The sequence below is a fragment of the Chengkuizengella axinellae genome (assembly GCF_030730905.1).
Lineage (GTDB): Bacteria > Bacillota > Bacilli > Paenibacillales > KCTC-33759 > Chengkuizengella > Chengkuizengella axinellae.
Map to the genome: position 1 here is coordinate 55,494 of NZ_JAVAMP010000017.1, position 21,587 is coordinate 77,080.

17 protein-coding genes are annotated in these 21,587 nt (G+C 35.8%); 2 read left to right on the top strand and 15 right to left on the bottom strand.

What is annotated here, in order from left to right; translation table 11 throughout:
* Positions 1-148 precede the first annotated feature (148 nt).
* From Q5Y73_RS21600 to Q5Y73_RS21630, 7 genes are all read right to left on the bottom strand, one after another.
* On the bottom strand, positions 149-1,327 hold the full coding sequence (locus tag Q5Y73_RS21600) for an acetyl-CoA C-acyltransferase (protein ID WP_305994002.1): 1,179 nt from the start codon (positions 1,325-1,327) through the stop codon (positions 149-151).
* 192 nt (positions 1,328-1,519) lie between these two features.
* Complete coding sequence (locus Q5Y73_RS21605; protein ID WP_305994003.1) at positions 1,520-3,892, bottom strand: 3-hydroxyacyl-CoA dehydrogenase/enoyl-CoA hydratase family protein; 2,373 nt, start codon at positions 3,890-3,892, stop codon at positions 1,520-1,522.
* Positions 3,893-3,904: 12 nt separating this feature from the next.
* Positions 3,905-5,578, bottom strand: coding sequence for a long-chain-fatty-acid--CoA ligase (locus Q5Y73_RS21610; protein ID WP_305994004.1), 1,674 nt, complete (start codon positions 5,576-5,578; stop codon positions 3,905-3,907).
* A gap of 80 nt (positions 5,579-5,658) precedes the next feature.
* Positions 5,659-6,633, bottom strand: a complete 975-nt coding sequence (locus Q5Y73_RS21615; protein ID WP_305994005.1) for an electron transfer flavoprotein subunit alpha/FixB family protein — start codon at positions 6,631-6,633, stop codon at positions 5,659-5,661.
* A complete protein-coding gene (locus Q5Y73_RS21620; protein ID WP_305994006.1) occupies positions 6,626-7,396 on the bottom strand; it encodes an electron transfer flavoprotein subunit beta/FixA family protein in 771 nt (256 codons plus the stop codon). Before Q5Y73_RS21620 ends, Q5Y73_RS21615 begins: the two co-directional genes overlap by 8 nt.
* Before the next feature lie 500 nt (positions 7,397-7,896).
* Positions 7,897-8,544 carry a GDSL-type esterase/lipase family protein gene (locus Q5Y73_RS21625; RefSeq protein WP_305994007.1) on the bottom strand — a complete coding sequence of 216 codons (648 nt, stop codon included), beginning with the start codon at positions 8,542-8,544 and terminating at the stop codon, positions 7,897-7,899.
* A 519-nt stretch (positions 8,545-9,063) separates the two neighbouring features.
* Positions 9,064-9,849 carry a TIGR00266 family protein gene (locus Q5Y73_RS21630; RefSeq protein WP_305994008.1) on the bottom strand — a complete coding sequence of 262 codons (786 nt, stop codon included), beginning with the start codon at positions 9,847-9,849 and terminating at the stop codon, positions 9,064-9,066.
* Between the two features lie 241 nt (positions 9,850-10,090).
* Here Q5Y73_RS21630 and Q5Y73_RS24945 point away from each other — a divergent pair, with 241 nt between their 5' ends.
* Entirely contained in the window at positions 10,091-10,177 is an 87-nt protein-coding gene (locus Q5Y73_RS24945; RefSeq protein ID WP_371320257.1) for a putative holin-like toxin, read from the top strand.
* A gap of 179 nt (positions 10,178-10,356) precedes the next feature.
* Here the strand turns inward: Q5Y73_RS24945 and Q5Y73_RS21635 are convergent, their stop codons facing one another.
* The 4 genes from Q5Y73_RS21635 to Q5Y73_RS21650 form a co-directional block, all read right to left on the bottom strand.
* On the bottom strand, positions 10,357-12,126 hold the full coding sequence (locus Q5Y73_RS21635; RefSeq protein WP_305994009.1) for a methyl-accepting chemotaxis protein: 1,770 nt from the start codon (positions 12,124-12,126) through the stop codon (positions 10,357-10,359).
* Between the two features lie 171 nt (positions 12,127-12,297).
* Positions 12,298-13,041 (bottom strand): N-acetylmuramoyl-L-alanine amidase, encoded by a 744-nt coding sequence (locus tag Q5Y73_RS21640; RefSeq protein WP_305994010.1) that lies wholly within the window; start codon positions 13,039-13,041, stop codon positions 12,298-12,300.
* 297 nt (positions 13,042-13,338) lie between these two features.
* Complete coding sequence (locus Q5Y73_RS21645; protein WP_305994011.1) at positions 13,339-13,608, bottom strand: Spo0E family sporulation regulatory protein-aspartic acid phosphatase; 270 nt, start codon at positions 13,606-13,608, stop codon at positions 13,339-13,341.
* 303 nt (positions 13,609-13,911) lie between these two features.
* A complete protein-coding gene (locus Q5Y73_RS21650; protein WP_371320255.1) occupies positions 13,912-14,298 on the bottom strand; it encodes a GNAT family N-acetyltransferase in 387 nt (128 codons plus the stop codon).
* 232 nt (positions 14,299-14,530) lie between these two features.
* Here Q5Y73_RS21650 and Q5Y73_RS21655 point away from each other — a divergent pair, with 232 nt between their 5' ends.
* Positions 14,531-14,800, top strand: a complete 270-nt coding sequence (locus Q5Y73_RS21655) for a hypothetical protein (RefSeq protein WP_305994012.1) — start codon at positions 14,531-14,533, stop codon at positions 14,798-14,800.
* 401 nt (positions 14,801-15,201) lie between these two features.
* Here Q5Y73_RS21655 and Q5Y73_RS21660 read toward each other — a convergent pair whose 3' ends face one another.
* The 4 genes from Q5Y73_RS21660 to Q5Y73_RS21675 form a co-directional block, all read right to left on the bottom strand.
* A complete protein-coding gene (locus tag Q5Y73_RS21660; protein ID WP_371320256.1) occupies positions 15,202-16,104 on the bottom strand; it encodes a cell wall hydrolase in 903 nt (300 codons plus the stop codon).
* Between the two features lie 178 nt (positions 16,105-16,282).
* Positions 16,283-16,780: a hypothetical protein gene (locus Q5Y73_RS21665; RefSeq protein WP_305994014.1), complete on the bottom strand. Its 498-nt coding sequence runs from the start codon at positions 16,778-16,780 to the stop codon at positions 16,283-16,285.
* Between the two features lie 155 nt (positions 16,781-16,935).
* Entirely contained in the window at positions 16,936-20,925 is a 3,990-nt protein-coding gene (locus tag Q5Y73_RS21670) for an S-layer homology domain-containing protein (protein ID WP_305994015.1), read from the bottom strand.
* Positions 20,926-21,406: 481 nt separating this feature from the next.
* A partial coding sequence (locus Q5Y73_RS21675) for a hypothetical protein (protein WP_305994016.1) occupies positions 21,407-21,587 on the bottom strand: 181 nt, incomplete at its 5' end.

Below are 21,587 nucleotides of genomic sequence, written 5' to 3' on the forward strand. Positions count from 1 at the left end.
CAATCAATAAGAACTAACATCGCTGTAAATGCCAGAGACTTGTCATTCACCTGGGTCATCTGAGATTTTCTTCACTTTTTATTGAGAATAGGAATGTCGTGTATGCTTGGAACATTGAGATGCAGTTTTGACAAACGTACCTCCTTTCTTATACAAATTCAAAAACACCAGCAGCCCCCATGCCTCCACCAATACACATGCTGACTACTCCATATTTACTTTGTCTTTTCTTAGCTTCATGCAGCAATGTAGTCGTCAGTTTCGTTCCAGTACATCCTAGTGGGTGACCTAGCGCAATTGCCCCACCATTTACATTCACTTTTTCCTGATCAATGCCAAGCTCTTCAATTACAGCCAAACATTGCGATGCAAAGGCTTCATTGATTTCAAACAAATCTACATCCTCTATAGTTATACCAGCTTGCTTTAATGCTTTTGGAATCGCTTCGACTGGACCAATCCCCATAATCTCAGGTGCAACACCTGCTACAGCAAACGATTTAAAAATAGCCATCGTTTCTAGTCCTAGCTCTTCTGCTTTTTCACGAGACATAACTATAACGGCCGATGCTGCATCATTCATTTGTGAGGTATTGCCTGCAGTAACCGTTCCTTTTACAGAAAAAGCAGGTTTTAAACTAGATAAAATTTCAAGGGTAGTTCCCGGTCTCACTCCCTCATCGATTTGGAATGAAAATGACCTTTGTTCTTGTTTTCCCTGTTCATTAAGAAAGGATTGTGTCACAGGGACAGAAACGATCTCTTCTCCGAATTTTCCCTCTTGAATCGCAGCTGCAGCCTTCTGATGACTTTTCACAGCAAAAGCATCCTGCTTCTCTCTATTGATGTCATATTTTTGAGCTACATTTTCAGCCGTTATTCCCATCTGAATATAAACCTCTGGACGAGCATCCACTAAATAGGGATTCGGTTGTGGTTTGAATCCAGACATAGGTACGTGACTCATGCTCTCCACTCCACCAGCTACAATCACCTCTGCTGACCCACATTTTATTCGATCAGCTGCAAATGCAATAGACTGTAAACCAGAAGCACAAAACCTGTTGATCGTTAATGCAGGGACGTGGTCAGGTAAACCAGCACGCAATGACACAATCCTTCCCATGTTTAACCCTTGCTCTCCTTCAGGCATCGCACAGCCGATGATCACATCCTCGATCTCTTCCTTCTCTAATCCAGGTGTTCGTTTAATGACTTCTTCCACAACTAACGCCCCTAAATCTTCCGCACGTGTGTTGGAAAGCGAACCTTTATAGGCTTTGCCCATCGGAGTTCTAACTGCAGATACAATGACAGCCTCCTTCATCTGATCCCCTCCTTAAATATAGCCCAAAAAAGTGAACAAAATTCGATGATGCATAGTCCGAGTACTTTTCGGGGACCCCAGAAACCAATTCCTATTACTTTTGCGGGGTCCTAAGCCAATATGATGATGGAAAGTTATACTTTCCTAAACGTTTAAAAAGAGTACTTCATCGTATTTTTTGAACAATCTTTATCAATTACGCAGCGGTTTTCTAGTTAACAGCATATGCTGGATACGTTCTTGTGATTTGGGTTCTCCGCATAAGCTTAAGAATGCTTCCATTTCTAAATCCAATAGGTACTTCTCAGTAACCAGACTATTAGCTGCTACCTTACCGCCAGTTAAAATATTGGCAAGATGTGTGCCGATCAATTCATCATGTTCGCTGATGTATCCACTCATTTTCATCTGATACAGTCCCATTTTAAGAGCTGCAAATCCTGGTTCACCTACTACTCTCACCTTCTTTGGCGTTGGTGGCTCATAACCAGCAATGGACATTCCTAGTACCGCTTGTTTGGCATCATATATTAAATGATCAGGATTCATCGTAATTCTATCCGTTGACCTTAATAATCCAAGCTCCTTCGCTTCTGCTGCACTAGTGGAAACCTTCGCCATACCTATCGTTTCAAAAACACGGTTTACAAATGGCTGCAAGTCGATCGATTTATCAATATCTACAGGTACGGTAGCTCTATACAGCATCTCCTTCGTACCACCGCCTGCTGGAATAAGTCCTACTCCCATTTCGACAAGACCAATGTAGGTTTCAGCTGAAGCCTGCACATGAGATGATGGTAAACAAACCTCAACTCCTCCACCTAAGGTCATACCAAAAGGAGCAGCCACAATTGGTTTTTCAAAATATTTTAAGCCCATCGCCATCTGATGAAATCCAGTAATCATCTGTTCAATTTCAAACCAATCTTCATCCTGTGCCGCCATCAACAACATCATTAAGTTTGCTCCAACACAAAAGTTTTTCCCTTTCTGATGTCCAATTACTAATCCTCGATAATTTTTTCTTACTTCATTTAAGGAAGTCAATACCATCTGCAACACATCTGGCCCGATCGTATTGTTCATGGAATGAAATTGCAAACAAGCCACATCATCGCCAATATCAATTAAGCTGGCACCCGTATTTTTCTTAATAACACCATTTTTCTCTTTGATTTGATCTAAGGAAAGAATCTCTTTCGCTGTTTGTTTTTCTTCTAGACTGCCATCGATCTGTACATAAAATATTTTTTCATTCTGCTTTTCATAAAAAGAGGTTTTTCCTGCAGCTAACATTGCTTCAATCCATTTTGGAATTTGCTCTCCTTCTTTTTTCATTCTTGAAACCGTTTCTACTACGCCAACCGCATCCCAAGCTTCAAAAGGTCCAAGTTCCCAATTAAAACCCCATTTCATAGCTTCATCTATGGCCTGAATATCATCTGATATTTCCGGTATTTTACTTGCAGCATACAACCAACCTTTTTTCATTAATTCCCAAGTAAATTGTCCACCTTTATCGTCCGATTCTAATAGAGCTTTCAGTTTATTTTTTAATCCCTTTGCATTTTTAGCTGCTTCTACCGAGGCAAGAGAGCTTTTACTCCTTGGTACATAGGTTTTATTCTGGACATCAAGCTGCAAGATAACTTTACCTGTATCTGTGCGTTTTTTTTGATAAAAACCAGATCCTGCTTTCTCTCCGATGTATCCTTGTTCAACCATGTATTCCATCAGCTGTGGAACTTTAAAGCTTTGTTTTTCAATAGGATTTGTTACATTGTCATAAACATTGTTTGCTACAAATACAAACGTATCAATACCGACTAAATCTAGCGTCCGGAATGTTGCGCTTTTGGGTCTTCCAATTAAAGGACCTGTTAGTTCATCCACCTCTGATACGCTGAGCCCTAATTTCTCCATTTGTTTAAGGGAGCTTAGAAGGCCATACGTACCAATACGATTCGCGATAAAGTTCGGCGTGTCCTTTGCAATCACTACCCCTTTACCCAACTTCTTCTCACAAAAATTTTTCATAAACGATATGATGTTTGGATCTGTATTTTCTGTTGGAATAAACTCTAGCAATTTCATATATCTTGGAGGATTAAAAAAATGAGTGCCTAAAAAATGTGACTTAAACTGTTCAGAGTTATGCTTGCAAATGGCATGAATAGAAATACCTGAAGTGTTAGAGCTTATGATGGTGCCTGGATTCCAATGTTGTTCTAATCTTTCAAAAAACTTCTGTTTAATTTCCAAATTTTCAATGATAACCTCAATTACCCAATCAACCTCAGCAATCCGATGTAAATGGTCATCAAAATTACCCACTTCAATTCGGTTTAAAACATCCTTTATATAAATCGGGCTTGGTTTGCTTTTAAGCAGCCTTTTTTTAGCCGCTTCAGCAAGCTCGTTTCTATGTTTAGTTTCTGTTTCCCCTTTTGGAGCCATATCCAACAACAATGTATGAATGCCTACATTCGCTAAGTGTGCAGCAATGGCCGCTCCCATCACTCCTGATCCTAATACAGCGGCTTTACGAATTGTCCTCTCCATCAAAACCACTCCTTAAGCTAATTTTTCATCTTCCTCTTCTTTTAATTTTCTGCGTAATATTTTACCAACCATGGACTTTGGCAGTTCATCTCTAAATTCATAAATTCTAGGCACTTTATATGCAGCAAGCTTGGAACGGCAATATTGATCCAATGCTTCTTCCGAAATGGTGAACCCTTCTTTTTTTACGATATAGGCTTTAACTGTTTCTCCCCTGTATTCATCCGGCACACCTAAAACAATCGCTTCTTTCACGACAGGATGCTCATATAATACTTCTTCCACATCTCTAGGATAAATATTGTATCCTCCAGCAATGATCAGATCTTTTTTTCGATCTACAACGTAGAAATACCCGTTTTCATCCATGTAACCCATATCCCCTGTGTATAACCAACCATCTTTTAACGTCGCTGCAGTTTCTGCTGGTTGATTCCAATATCCCTTCATAATTTGAGGACCTTTAGCTATGATTTCACCTAATTCACCTGGTTTAACTTCTTCACCCTCAGGATCAACCACTTTGCAATCTGTATTTGGCCAAGGTACGCCAATACTACCATTCACATTTTTCCCCCAGATTGGATTCCCGCAAATCACAGGGGAGGATTCTGATAAGCCATATCCCTCAACTAATTTCCCCGCTGTTAGTTCTTCAAACTTTGTTTGTGTATTTAAAGGCAGTGGAGCAGAGCCGCTAATACAAATCTCTATAGATGATAGGTCGGTTTGGCTTGCTTTTGGGTGATTTATAATCCCTTGATATAAGGTTGGGGCACCTGGAAAAAATGTGGGTCTTTGTGTTTTGATCGTTTTCATCATTAAATCAATATCGAATTTAGGGATTAAAACCATTTTAGCTGCATGGGCAGCAGCAAAGAGCATACAAATCGTCATACCATACACATGAAATAACGGTACGACAGATAATACAACTTCTTTCCCTTTTTCCGTCTGATAAGCCCAGGCTTGACACTGCGTTACATTAGCGACTAAATTTTTATGTGTCAACATAACCCCTTTCGGTGTTCCTGTTGTACCTCCCGTATATTGAAGAACAGCCACATCTTCGGTTGTACTAGGGTCTTCTACAGGGGTATCTTTAGCTTTATCTATAAATTCATGTAAGGTTTGAATTGGCTCTTTGCTGTAATCTATATCTACTGTAGGACCTTTTTTAATTTTTTGTACAAGAGGATAAAGGAGCTTTTTCACAGTAGGGAGTGCATCAGGTATGCTTGTTGTGATGATATGCTCCAAGCCAGCTTGTTCTTTCACTGCTTTTACGCGAGGATAAACTAAATCTAAACAAATAATGACCTTGGCTCCTGAATTTGAAAAATGATACTCTAATTCTCGTTCAACATACAACGGATTCGTTTGTACTACAATTCCACCCGCAAATAAAATACCGAAGTAGCTATAAACAAACTGAGGTATATTAGGCAGCATCAGAGCTACGCGATCTCCCTTCTTCACACCTATATCCTTCAATCCATTTGCGACTTGATACGATCGAGATAGAAGCTCTTGGAAGCTCATTTCTTTTCCAAAAAAATGAATCGCTTTGTTATTTGGGTACTGCTCTGCGGTCATCTTTAAATAATCTGTTACTCTGTAGTCTGGATAATCAAGGTGTGTTTGAATCTCTGCTGGATAAAACTTACTCCATGGATAATTGGACATTCACGCCACCTCTTTTTTCAATTTTTTTAAACCAATCCGCTTTCTATTGACAAGTTCTAGTTGTCTGAAATAGGTTATTTCTAATCTGTCATTGCTTGCTTAAATTGTTCCGTCAACAATGGAACTACTTCAAATAAATCCCCTACAATCCCATAATCAGCAACATCAAAAATAGGAGCTTCAGGGTCTTTGTTAATAGCAACAATCATCTTTGAATTTGACATTCCTGCCAAATGTTGAATCGCTCCTGAAATCCCACATGCAATATATAAATCTGGAGTCACTACTTTTCCTGTTTGACCAATTTGAAGAGCGTAGTCGCAATACTCTGCATCGCATGCCCCTCTCGAAGCTCCTACTGCGGCTCCTATCACTTGTGCTAAATCTTTTAAAGGCCCAAAGCCTTCTGCACTTTTCACCCCTCTACCGCCAGCAACTATGATTTTAGCTTCAGATAAGTCCACCCCATCGGTCGTTTTCTGAATCACTTCCCTTACTGTTGTTCTAATTTCATCTAGGTTTAATACCTTTTGAATTTTCTTTGCACTTTCATGATGATCCACTTTAGAGCATGGTATATTGTTTGGCCGTATTGTAGCAAAAATCTGATCACGTACTACCACCCTCCTCTGAAATGCCTTTCCTGCATAAATAGGTCGGGTAAATACGATATTCCCATCACTTATTTCCACATTTGTACAATCTGTAATTAACCCACAACCAATGCGAGCTGCTGCACGAGGAGCAAAATCTTTCCCCATCGCTGTATGCGGCATTAAAATGACATCTGGATTTTTTTCATGAATAATGGAAGTGAACGCTTGTGTGTATGCGTCGGTAGTATACGTATCCAATTGCTTATTTTCAACAAAAACAACTTCATGTGCACCGTATTCAGCTAGCAAATCTGCTTGCGACTGTTCTTGTGTACCGATTAATACCGCTGTGATCAATCCACCATCATTTAATCTTTTTGCTGCTTCTAAAACTTCAAACGATACGTTTCTCAAACTCCCTTGTTTTGTTTCTGCAAAAACGACAACATGTCTAACCATTTGGATTCACCTCACCCTGCAATAATTGAACTAATTCAACTACTTGATCGTTTAATTCACCTTGAAGTACTCTTCCAGCTTGTCTTTCAGGTGGCAGAATGTTTTCTTTGATGTTTGTTTTTGCTTTTATTTGTTTCATGTCTAAGGAGAGATCTTCTACGGTGAGATGTTGGATCGGTTTTCTCTTGGCCTTCATAATGCCTGGTAAAGAAGGATATCTAGGTTCGTTTAAACCTTGCTGTGCTGTGATTACAATAGGCAGTTTGGATTCTAGGACTTCTATGTCTCCTTCTACATCTCTTTCAACCACAACTTGAGATTCATTCACATCTATCTTTAATGCTGCATAAATATGTGGGAGATCAAGTTCTTCAGCCAATCGTGCTCCACCTTGTGCCGCTCCGTTATCCACAGACATATACCCGCCTAAGATCAAGTCATATTCCTGCTGCTTTATAACTGCAGCCAGCACTTTTGAAATGGTGGATTCATCCCCAAACAATCGTTCATCGTCCACTAAAACTGCTTTGTCCGCTCCCATCGCAAGTGCAGTTCTTAAAGCACTCTCTACTCTAGTAGGACCAATGGAAATGACAGTAACTACACCTCCATATTTTTCTTTTATGCAAATCGCTTCTTCTAAAGCATACTCATCATAAGGGTTGATGATGAATTTCACACCATCTTCACTGATTTGACCTTCTTTAATGATTACTTTTTCTTCTGTATCAAAGGTTTGCTTAAGGCACACAATGATGTTCATATTCCAGACCCCCTAACTCTATTTTTACGTGTTTCATTTCTCAATCCTTGAAATGACTGATTTCAAAACATAGTGTTATATTTTATGGTTGTAATATGAATATCATGCCATTATTGGACTGACTTACTATTACGGTCAAATCGTGCTTTGATAAAGTGTTTTTTGAGAGACTTTTGTGTGACTTTTCGGTTGCTCATTGGATTTGTTCTATAATGATAGAACTGGAGTTATTTGAATGCCTTTAAGATGACACGACATTAAAATAGAGGAAATTGAGGGTCTTATTCAAACTTATAACTATTGAAATGAGGTTAATACACAAAATAAGGCTATATTTTTCCTCTATTTTTGATATAAGATTAAAAAAAAATTCTCGTAATAAGACCAAAAATGTCCTTTATTTTAGGCTATAAATATAATGGTAACGCTTTCAATTTGATCAATTATTCTTCTCTTATCATCTAGACAAGGAAAATAACTCAGCATGAAAATTGATTCTACTACATTTTTCTTTTCAGTGGTTCGTACCCCAAATGGTGAAATGAGTCTGCTAACACCTCATAACCTTTGGAGTTCGGATGAACTTGATCAGAAAACAAGTACTGCTCCTCATATCCAATGTAAGCTTGATAGGCATTTGCAACACGTATATTTCCTTTATTGAATCGTTGTATCATATTATTGAATCTGTTGACTACAAATTGAGCATCTAACATTTGAGGTTTGGGATTGTAAAGGTTGGTCATATGAATCATACAATCATCTAATTCATCGTTTTTCAGCTCTTTGATCGTGGTGATGATTTCTCTCATATTGTGTTTGAAGTTTTTTAGTGCGTTAATCATATGTTTAATCTCTTGATCTGTAAAATAAACCTCGGCAGCCCGCAGTAAATCATTACCGCCCACCGTAATTGTAATAATATCTGCCTCCTTCAATTCTTCTTGCATAGAAGAATCCAACGTGATTAGCTCCAACACATCTTGTGAGGTAGCTCCTGAAACACCAGCATTTATAAAGTGAATATGTTTGTCTAAGCTTTGTTCAAGCAATCTGTGGTACCTGCTAGCAAACCCTCGGTTCATTGGTGCACCTACACCAACTGTTAATGAATCACCAATGGCTACATAACAAAGTTCATGATGCATAAGTCCCCTCTCCAATCTGAGTATGTTGCTATATTTTATTCAGTAAAGTTAAAAAGGAGTCTATTTTTTTGTAAGGAAGTCGGGGAATTCTAAAATTTTCTTACGTATTAATTCGACTTTTTTATCCATATATCCTTCTTATTCACAGGTAGTTTATGTAAAAAACATTAGATTATTTACAATAAAGAGAATCTTGCTTTCAGTGGGAGTTTTAGCAAGGATGTAACCTATATTCTCTATGAAATTTTGCTGTTATTTCCCGCTTGAAGAAGAAGGTGTCAGAATTAGCTGTTCATGAATAAGATATTGTCAATGTACAGTATTTGAGTGTGGGGTATATTTAGACGATATTCATTATTGATGTCACAGCCTACAATCCACCATTTAAAAAGAGGTCCGATGACTACTATGTGAATAGATATTTACTCTTTTGTACCTTAAAATAAAAAATAGACCTTATGAGTTTGGAACTCTGAAGGTCTATTTAGAATAAGAACCTTTAAACTTTATCAGCCACAATCAATCACCATCAATTAATCTTCCAAGACCTCCAAGTACACTACCCTCTTCTTTTCGGCCTGCAGGACCAGATGCAGAAACAATGCGATCCGCTAATCTACTAAATGGCAAGGATTGAATCCATACCGTACCAGGTCCTCTTAATGTAGCAAAGAAAAGACCTTCTCCTCCGAAAACTGCTGTTTTAATTCCTTTTACAAATTCAATGTCGTATTCAACATCTTGCGTCATTGCAACCAAACAACCAGTATCTACTCTTAATACCTCGCCTGGTTGAAGCTGTCTTTTACAAACTGTACCTCCTGTATGTACAAAACTTAACCCGTCTCCTTCAAGCTTCTGCATGATAAATCCTTCTCCACCGAAAAATCCAGCACCAAGTTTCTTTTGAAGCGCAATACCAACAGATACACCTTTAGCTGCACATAGGAAGGAATCCTTCTGACAGATGATTTTGCCTCCCATTTCACTTAAATCCATAGGGATGATTTTACCTGGGTATGGGGAAGCAAAGCTCACTCTACGTTTTCCATGACCTTTATTTGTAAACAAAGTCATGAATAAGCTCTCACCTGTCAATAATCGTTTCCCTGCACCGAATAGTTTACCTACCAAACCTCTATCTTGATTCGTTCCATCACCAAAAATCGTATTCATTTCAATGCCATCTTCCATCATCATTAAGCTGCCTGCTTCAGCGATGACACTCTCCTCTGGATCCAGTTCTACCTCTACATACTGCATTTCTTCTCCAGATATAAAATAATCAATTTCATGTGCATTCATTTGCATCCCTCTTTTCTCTTTATTCCTTTATAAATATGAAATTTCAGCTTCTTTTAATGTACCAAATATTTATGGATGATGGAAATATCTCTTCATTTAAATGATTTTTTTCCACCTAAAATGAGAAATATATTAAATGATAAATTCTAGTAATATATGGTATAACCACTTTGTACAATTGAATCGGTTCACAAGGGCGGTTGGCTCACCTCTCAACCTAATTGGAAAGGAGGTGTTGCCCATGGAAGTATTTCAAGCACTCATGTTGATGATTTCTTTTTCAACTTTAGTCGTTTTGATATTATCCTTCCATAGTAGAAATAAGTAAAACCGCCCTTGTCATCAACCCGCGGCGGTTTTACTAGTATTATAATGAGCCGACTGCCCTTGAGGCAATCTCTTGTACAAGAGTACCGTAGACGTTCCAGCGTCTGCGGTCTTTTAATATCTTACTCTAATTATACACTAATATTCTCCATTTTAACAATTTAACTATAAATTAAAATACTATACTCTGAAGCTTGAAACAGACTGATTTAATTGATTTACAATTTCTTTTAGTTTTTTAGCTGCATCATCCATATTTTCCATAAGTGCTAGCTGTTCTTCTGTTGCAGCAGCTACATTTTGTGTTTTACTAAAAATTTCGTGAGCTGTTGCATTCGTATGCTCCATAGATGCTGCAACTTCTTCTGAACTTGCAGAAAGCTGTTCTGTGATAGCAGACGTTTCATGAATGTGAGTGTCGATCTCTTTTACATTACTCGAAATGTTATGGAAGTCTTGACTGACTTCTAACATAGATTCACCACTTTTTTCAGCTTCCTCTACAGCTAAGACCATATTTTTAGAAACCATTGTAATTTCGCCCTGCGTTTCTATAATTAACTTCTGAATATTATCGGCTGATTTCAGTGAGCCTGATGCTAAATTTTTAATTTCATCCGCCACTACTGAAAAACCTCGTCCATGCTCTCCTGCTCTAGCTGCTTCAATCGATGCGTTAAGAGAAAGTAAGTTAGTTTGGGTTGCAAAACCAGTAATGTCATCTATAATCATTCCAATTTTATCAGAACGCTTATTTAAGGAATCTACCGTTTCAGATAGTTGTTGGATTGTTTTAAACATCGTTTCTATCTGATTATTCAGTTGAGCAATGACTTTATTCCCTTTATCTGCTTGTTGGTCTGTTCTTTGGGATAGCTCTGAAATAAAGGTGGTGCTTTCAGCAATCCTTTGAATCCCTGCTGCCATTTCCTCAACAGCTCTGCTCGTTTCATCTGCGGTCTTATTTTGAACTTCGATGCCTTCTGTGATCGTTTGAATATTCTCAGCAACATGTGTTGAGGCTGCAGAGGATTCTTTTGTACTTTGCGTCAGTTCTGTAGAGGAAACCTCAACTGTCTTGGATTGTTCCACAATATCATGAATGAGATCCCTTAGCTTAGAAACCATAACATCCAAACCCTTTACCATTTGTCCCACTTCATCTTTCGTGTACTCATCAGAAGGTTTTACGAGTAAATTACCTTCTTTAACATCATCAATTTTCCTGACAATCCCCTTCATGAGTTTTACATTTTCCTTAATAAAGATCAATCCACTTACAGTAATCAATACAAAGATAATAGAGTAAAGGGAATAGACCCATATTTTTGTATTTTGATTTGATTCGTGTATTCCTTTTATGCTGTTTTCCGCATATTCGTTTAATATATCACCAGATACCTTTAACTTATCCCTACTATCTTCAAAATAAGGCAATGACATGAGGTATAAGTCATATGAAGGATTTTCTGCATCTGTAGTTTTAACCCATAATTGAAATTGTTGCTTGAATTCAGTAAGATAATTCTCTATCGTATCTACATTAGATGACTCTGTTGCTTCTTCCTTTGAGGAGTTATCTGACAGAGTTAATCCTTCCAGTTGATGTTCCTTAATGATTGTCAATGCTACATCCACTTTTTCATTCGCTCTCTCAACATTTGATTCTAGTTCCTCACGTAATTCTTCTTTATATTCATTTGAATTCTCATATCTTGTTAACGTCTGAAATCCTACTAAAGCTTGATACAAATCTTTGTCAGCATCTAATATAAGTGTGTTTGTTTGTAGTGATGTCTCATACAACGCCTCAGTAAGATGATCAACATTCTGCTGGTTTAAATTTAATAAAAAGATGGAAGATACTAATCCAAAAAGAAGAGGGACTCCAAAAATCAATAATAATTTGCTGCTTGTGGACATATTTTTCGTTAATTTCATAAATAACATCTAACCACTCCTAAAGGTTGCTACGTAAACTATGTATCTTTTTTATATCGGCTAAATCTATCAAAAATGAATATGGATTTTGTGACAATTTTAAAAACCAGTAGAGATTATTTTATCGTTTCACCCTACTGGCTAAACTAAAGAAAACCATTTGTTTTTTTAAGAAAAGGTTTATTTTAACACGATATTATATTCAAACCTTTGAGCATTCCACTCTATCTCGGCACCGAATGATTCTGCTATAAAACGAAGTGGCACATAAGTCGTACTGTTCATTAAATAAGAATCAATGGATACTCTATTCCCATTTAACAGTCCATTCACTGTTCTTTGTACTTCAGGAAGCTGTTGGTTTGGTGGTTTATATTCACGACCTATAAAGGTAGTAAATGTCTTTACTACCGCTTCAGCGTAATCCATCCAATACATTTGCAGTTGCTCCACATCATCCAATTTACTATCAGCAAAACCATACTCAATAATTGTAGTTTTTACACTTCCAGTTTCCCGATGCATGAAAAAGTAATCTTTTGTTGGATCTGTTGTCAGTCTTCTAGAGAAAACTCTGCGGAGGTTCTGACCTTCATCAACGATACCCTGAGCTAATAGGGTGGCTAAAGCAGGGTTTGCATGAATAGAATGTATCGTTTCAACCCCATCTCCCCCTCCTGCATTAATATGGTTGCTGAAACAATACTCTGCACCAGATTCACGCACGATTCTAGCACGTTCTACTGAACTGAGAAACACATCTTCATCTCTAGTCAAAGCAACAGGAATACCCAGCTGTCTAAATCTTTCATATTGGTACAGTGAGATTTGCAATGCAAAATCTTTTTCCTTCCATAGATGATTTGTTCCTCCACCAGGATCTTTCCCTCCATGTCCTGAATCGATGATTAGTATGGGATCCATCATAATCACCTCCTTTGGTTATCTTATGACAAGTTAGTCCTGTTTGACATGGACAATTACCTTTTTATTTGTCTATTTATTTGATTGAAATTTGATTGAAATACGATAATCCAGATAAGTGGAAAGGATCAGTGAAGTCACAGTTTTCCTAGATTCAATTATAAAACGGGGAATAAACATCTATCTGAAACAGCAATAAATGCATATAAGTAGATGAAAATATCTTATATGCTTAATCTAGTTGTTTACAGAATTATATAGCGAGGAAATGGAAATAAATTTGTAGGTTTGAGCAATTCAGTCGTCTGAATTGCTCTGTTTCTTATGTGCATTAGGTTTTACTAGTCTCTTTTGCAATATGTGGATTCGGTTTAGTATCTCATCTATTTTTTGAGACAAAATTAAACATTCAGTATAATGCTCATTGAAATGGTCTTGTAGTTTGTTTAACTCTATTCTCAAGTTTTCTAATTTCATCAATTCTTTTTTAATGATAGATTTAATCTCATCTTCTTGTAGATCCTTTTCAAAAACTTCATATTGATATAATTTTATTGCCTTGTCCAATCAATTCACTACCTTTTCATTATAGGATTACTTAGTAGGTAATATCTCCCATAGGTAGTTTAGCTGTAAAATGTGTCTGGAGGATGTCTAAACTTGATTAGTTTTTTTACTACAAAAAAACTCGCTGAATGGCGAGCCTTATTATCTGGAAATAAAACTATTTTATCAAGACTCCCTATCTTTGTCATACATTTATTCTAATTAAGAATCAATTGATAAAACAGAACATCTAACCAAGTATCAAATTTGTACCCTACTTCTTTAAAACAACCAATACATTCAAATCCAAACTGCTCATGCATTTTAATACTTACATACATCATTTCCTTTTGTTATTCCGGAAATAATAACATGGTGCTCTACTTGGTCAGCTCGTTTAATTATTTCTGTCATTAGTTTTTTTGCAATGCCTTTCCCTCTAAAATTTTCGTCAATATATACTGATAATTCAACGGTTTTATTATACGCTGCCTTAGAACGATACTGGGATAAGCTACAATAACCGGTTACTTGGTTATCTATACAAGCCACGATGACTGGATGTTTTTTATCATAATGCGAAAACCATTCTTTTCTTTGCTCCAACGTTTCTTCTTCTAAGTCAAATGTTGCAGTTGTATTTGCAATGGCCTGATTATATATTTTTAGAATATCCCGAAGATCCGTTTCAAATGCATCTCTTATGATCATATGTTACTGTCATCTCTATTATATAATCCTTATTGATAAAATGAACCATTATTTTCAGTGGGGATTTATTGAATGTTAAAATGTGATAAATCCATAGCCATACATTTTCAAATGTATTTTATTTTTGATGAAAAATCAATGCGTTTAAATTGTAATCCATTATTTTTTCTTAAATTATCCAATTAGATTTTTTGTTTTTTTGGAAATACTAATTTTAACAAGGAGGGATAACATGACGAATAAAGATATGAGTCCAATGTCAGGAGATCCTGTAGAAACAGAAGGCATATACAAAAATGAATGGGGCAGAGAAGAGATGTTTAAACGTGGAGATATTTTTCCTGCCGATACACAGATGGGGACTACAGCATGGGTTTTAAGTGCATTTCCTCCTGATGTCCAAAGGAGAGAAACGGTTGATCCTCGTTTTAGATTGGATAATACCAGTGAATCGAATCACCAAAATAAACCACGCTTGCATGTTGACCGTGGGGATAAGTAAACATTATGTATAAATCGTATAGAGACCCTAATATTGAGCAACGATTCAAGGAACTAAAAAAATATAAAATCAAAGAACTATCTTCTGAATATCCAAGCGAGACACTGAAATCACTTGAGCTTTACAAACAACACAGACTAAAAAGAAACATACTTATATCTCTTATTATTTCTGCCATAGTGATTCCTATGGTCACTATACTTTGTCTATACAGGCATCAACAAAAAAACACAAGTTCTTCGTTTTTTAGAAAAGTGAAGTGTACTTTGAAAAGGCTTTTGTAACCTAAACAAAAGGCGAATACAATTAGGTCTTTTCCATATGTACTGATCATGCGATCATGCTAACTAAAAAAATAATCACTGACCTCTTTGGGTCAGTGATTTATATGCTTGTACGTATTATTTTACAAATCGATGACCGCCTATTTCTCTCACTACTTCTTTACTCAAGAAAAAGTCAGTGCTAGATACTGCTGGATTAAAGAAGTATAAAGCACCTTCAACTATGTTTTTTCCTGCTAAAACTTCTTGTGCTGCTCTGATTGATTCTGCAGACGGTTGTAACCCTTCAAGTTCACCCCTATGCGCAGGTCCGAATTGATTAGGTGCATAAATCACATCTTTGATTGTATTCGGAAAACGAGTGTCGTTTACTCTATTTAAAATGACATTTCCGACAGCAAGCTGACCTTCATAAGGTTCATAACCTGCTTCAGCCGATATGATTTTTGCTAAAAGCAATGCGTCTTCTTCAGTATAGTATTGAGATAATTTATACTGCATGATGGATGGAATCACGATTTTTAATTTGTTATTAACAAATAATTCATTGGTTGTTAAATTGTTTCTTGTTTTTAATTCCTCAACTGTTATCCCGTATTGTGCACTTATAGATTCTACTGTTTCACCTGCTGTTATGACATGTAATGGTATTGTGGATACTGACATTTGATTGTTTGCAGCATCATATTGGAAATTGGCATGTAAAAATTCCGTTAAATGTCGTACTGGTATGTATAAGTGGTCATTAACTGCCATTGTTGGAACATCCATGTAGTACACATCACCATTGAGCTTTATACTTAGATCATTTAATTTAACTATGATCTGATCTCCGTTGCTCGTTTGAATCGTTGCTTTTTCTGTTTCCTTATTCCATGTTACTTCTGCACCAAAATGGTCAACTACAATACGAATTGGTACATAAATACGACTTTCTTTCTCTACTATTGGCTTGGACAAGTTTACTTCTTGATCGTTTATCTTTATTAAGTGATGAGATTGTGCAAAACTAACACTCATGACTGCAAAAAATAAACATAAACTTATCGTTAAAGCTTTTAGTTTTCGAATAAAAATCACTTCCTAATTTGAAATTATAATTACCATTTACTATTATAACATAGCAATGCAAGTCGCTAATTCTCAATTATTGGAAGTGTATTCCGATAGAAAGAAAAAAAGACCTACTAAGGTCTCTTTACTGAATTGTATATCCACCACGAACCATGACATATATTGTGTAATCAACGCTTTCGTGAGGTTTAAGTCCGCGTCCTTCACCCGGGTTGATTAGAAGATGATTATTTTCAATGGCTTCACCATTTAAAATGTCTTTTGCTGCGGTTACATCTGCTAAACCGTTGCTTGAGTCACTAAGCGCTACCGTCTTACCAGTTCGTACTATAACTTCAGCTCCAGCATTCGGGTATAAAGCTTGTCCAGGCTGTAATTTAACTACTTCTAATGAGGATGAGGAACCTGTTCCTACTGTTGATAAATCTAATCCTGCTAGTTGTTCTTCAATCAATACGCCGATTTGCTCATCAACGTAGCTTTTTGTTACTAGTGGGTCATTTGCTGAACCCGGTTGTTCAGAGTTGAAACTATTAGCTAGAGTAGGAATGGTAGAGCCTGCTAAGTAGCCTCCTCCTAATAGTAAGGCTGATAATGCTATTTTAGTTATGTGTTTTTTCATTGAGTTTCCTCCGATTTGAGTATGTAGGCTTTATATGGTTATACGCTTAATATATATTAATGTTTCGGAGCTTTAAATATTATTTAGAACAAAAAGAATCTTAGTAGGAATTAGACCTACTAAGATTCTACTTTCTTTATTCTTATATAAGAATATTAATTAATTTCAACTATGTCTGTCTTATTATCATTTCCTGCTAAATCTCTGATTGAAGAAGAAATGATGTTAATTGAATCATCAATAACTTGTGAATCTGTTTCAGTTATAGTTATAACCACTTGGTCAGAAGTTGCTGATGTAGTACCTACTACAGTTGTAGCATTTGCAAAGTTAAAGTCAGTGTTTACGTTTGAATCCACATCAGCTGTTTGAATATCATCAGATAATGCTACCGTGATAACATCAGTACCATTATCAAATTGACCATCTGCAAGTAAAACAGGAGCAGCAAGTGTAGTTCCATCACCGGTAACTGTAGCTGTGAAATCAGCTAAATTATTGTTAATCTCATCTCTTAGTTGATTTAATGTTGTTGTAACAGTATTAGAAGCGTCATTTGCTAAAATAATAGTAATATCATTTCCATTCACTGAAGATGACATTGCTGTTACAGCATTATCAGAATCTACTGTAATTGTTAACGTAGCATTGTTTCCTAATGAACCAGGAAGTCCTGTAGCTTCTACAGTGATAAAATTAGTTGTATACAATTGTACAACTGCATTTGTTTGAACCACTGTTGCGCTATCGATTGAGACACCAGTTTTATCAAAGATTACATTAGAATTACCAAAACCAGCTAAATCACTCTCATCAATAGTTGTTGGATTATTAGAAGAGTCTTCGATTTCCAAATCGAACTCAACATTTCCTTCAGTAAAAGTAGCATCAGTTACAATGCTTACAATTTTTTCTGAAGAATCTGCTCCATTTGATACATTTGCTAGTTTTCCATCAATAGAAGCACTTGTTACACTAATCGCTTCGTTTGCATCAACAGTAACAGTAATAGTCTCACCAGGCTTCACATAGTTTGTTCCACTACTTGAAGAGATCGTTAGATCACCTAAAACTGGACTAACTACATCAGCTTTACCACCATTTCCATAAGCATAAACATCATCTGAAGATTTAATACCTTCAAAAGTATTTCCATTCAAGTCTTCTAAAACGCCAGCATCGATCTTAATATCAAGTTCTTCATAAAGATCTGTATCTTCACCATTATGTTCTGGTAAATCTTCATCATCTAGCTCATTTACTCGTAAAACTATAACATCACTATCAACAGAATTTACTGATCCTTTACCAGTTGCTAATAAGTCATCAATGTCTGACGCAGAAACTGTAAAGGCATCCTTCACATCGTGATCTTCAACCTCAAAGTTAAATTTAGATACTGAACTTTCATCAATAACCTCTGTAAAGTAAAGTATAATGTGGTCTACTTTATTATCTCCGTCTACACTGTAAGTTTTAATTTTTTCGATATCATCATCATCTACAGTCATAAATTCTAACTCAGGAGCAATTTTATCAATTAGAGTAATATCGTCATCATCTTCTGTTGAGAATGGTTCTGGAGCTACTCCAAATTCATTATATGTCTCTGGGTCATTTCCAGGATTACCATCGAATGCTACTTCTAAATCGATATCGTCTAATGTCGTTCCATCAAGCTGATACTCTAAAACAAATGTAACTAAAGTACCGTCACTATTATATTCCACTTCTAAATCATCAATAATGTCATCAGAATCAATGTTGTTCTCAACCCAATCAGCTGTAATTGTAAAGCCATCAGGAGAAACTTCTTCAAGCTCTTGGTTAAATTGAATTTGAATTTCATTTCTGCTAATAACCTTAACATCACCGTCAACAATGATAGGTCTTGTTTCACCAAATTCCTTAATTGCAGAGCTTAACTGGAAGTTGTTTAGTTCGTTTCCTTCTGCATCTTCAACGTCAGCTACTAATAATTCGTAACCCACTAATTCATCATCACCATTAACAGCAAGATCATCAAGTAATTCTGCTTCAGAATCAGTTAATTCTATTCTTACTGTCTTACCATTACCATAGAAGTCAGTTTCACCATCAAAAGTAATATAAGATGTTGTTCCTGTTCTCCATAAACGATAATTATCCAAGTCAAGTGCTGTATCATTTACTTCTTCATTGAACACTACATACAACACTGGATCTTTTCCATTATCATAATCAAATTCCACACGATTAATACCTGCAAAAGTAGAATCCTCGATATCAAGTTCAATCACAAATTTCTCCATCTCATTTTCGTATAAAGTATCATCATGAAGATCAGAGATTTCTAATGTAATTGTATTACCTTCTTGATCATCTTCAAGTGTAAGAATTACAGACTCTTTATTTGAAGCTGGATCGATGTCATCAATATCGATTTCATCCCCATCTTCATCATAAACCTCGTAATCACCATCATTTAAGTTACCTATAGGTTCATTAAATATAATTTTAATCTCATCACCATCTAAAATTTCAATTTCAGAAACTTCAGGTGGTACTCGATCTGCAGTGATTTCTAAGTCATAAGTTTCCTCATCAAACACATTACCCCAGTTATCTTCAATTTCACTTCCATCATATTCATCTCTAATTGTAAATTCTACATCTCCTGAAGGTAGGGCATGACCTTCATCATCTTCATCTACAAAAACAACATATACTTTTGTTACTTGTTCAGTATCTTCATCTATTTCATACTGACTCTCTAAGCTAGCATCTGAATACAACCCAATAGCTCTCCAAGAGGAATAAGAATGATAGAAATGACCATTTGTAAGACCTGTAACAGGTTTATCAAATTCCACTTCCACTATTTTTTGATCTGCATCAATTACTTTTGCAGTTGGTGGCTCATCTGAATCTTCATAATCATAAGTCTCTGAGAAGCTAATGTTTGCATAACCTGCAAAATCTTCTACTCCATTAACTTTTATTAGATATTCTTCGCCATCATCAAGTTTTGAATAAAGATCAACCTTTACTGCATCACCATCGATTTCAACATCTTTAATAGATAACCTCTTAGAACCTTCTTTTACAGTAAAATCATCTTCTTCTGCTTTTTCAATTGGTTCATTAAATGTAACTCTGAATGATTTTGGACCAGTAAACTCTACTCCTTCTACTTCTGGAACATCACCATCAAATGGAGTAAATTCATCTTCAAAATCTTCGAGGACATTCTCTCCGATGCTCATAAGCCCATCAATTTCAAGTGTATATTCTTCTTGATTATCTAACTTTTCCACTGTTAAAATAACTGTCTGGTCATCTGATTGTAAATCTGCATCTTCAATATCAATATAATCAGAAATATCATAGTTGCTTGTATCTTCTGCTGATGCTTGATCTAAATCAGCATTAAATTCAATTACAACTTCACGAAGAGTATCTGCACTAATTGACTCAACTTTCAACTCTTTCTGAGACTCTTCAAAGTCTTCTACTTGTTGCACAGCTGCATAAGCAGATTCTACTAAAAATTCACGATCAGCATCATCAGTATAGTCGTTATATTCTTCTATTAAATCCCAATCTAACGCTGCTGCAACATATTCTTGTGCCCAAGCACTAACGTCATCATCATCAATAGTTCCATCTTCATCGTGTTCCTTGCCTGTTAAATATGAATAACCTTCAACAAGCATTTTAGCAAATTCCTCAATTGTTACATTTTCTTTTGGAGCAAACTTGCCATTACCAATACCATCAATGATATTTGCATCTACAGCTGCTTCAATGTACTCATATGACCAACGATCTTCATCAACATCTGAAAATGTTGCATTATTTGGAGCATCTAAATCTAGGTCAAAAACAAGAGCAATGATTTTTGCCGCTTGTTCGCGAGTCATATTATCTTCAAGATGAGGTTTCCCGTCAGTGTAACCATCAAATATTTTCTGATCTTTTAATTCATCAAATTTCTCTTCTGCTGTCAATTCTCCTGCGGATGCTATAGAAACAAATGAGGAAAAAACCATAGCAATTGCTAGTAATATAGATAAACTTCTTTTCATAACCTTCATTTCTCCTCCTCGAGTTTTAAAACTTTTTTGTCTTTTTTTAAATACATATTTTGTGCTCTGTACTCTCATATTGTCCCCCCCTTTCTTGGAGCTGAGCTTCGATTTAATTATATTAATCTGTAAGGATTAGTTACAGAAACTTGTAAGCAATAGTTAAAAATATGAAAATAATCAACAGAATATAAGAATGTCTTATGTAATTTTCCTTTATAAAAATGTGATTTAATGCAATTAACTTCAGACTGTCTATTAATTAGTTCATTATAAAGTTATACTCATTAATTTAAATAAGGTTTCGCAAATTTTTATAAAAAAAATTACCTTTTTTGAAAAAAATGTGGTAATTTACAGAATGGATCTCATCCACATTCTTTACAACCAATATTTCTGTTAATGTAGGTTAAAAAATATAATACCTTCATTTATTTAACGAGTTTTCTTTATAAAAAGTTGCATTTCTATAAAATTTTTTATTTAATTTAAAAAGACCTTATGATAATTATCATAAGGTCCCCATACAACTGTATTATTGTGAAAATAATCTAGCTTATTATTTAGCTATTTCAGAAGTAGTTAATACATAAACATCATCTACTTCATCAAGAGTTACTCCATTTTCAGCTGACTCAACTTTATCCCCTTCAATGGAAACAACTAGGTTAGTATCTACATCAGATTCTTCTTCATCAGAATCTAATTCTTCAAGTAATACTACAATCCAGTTTCCATCT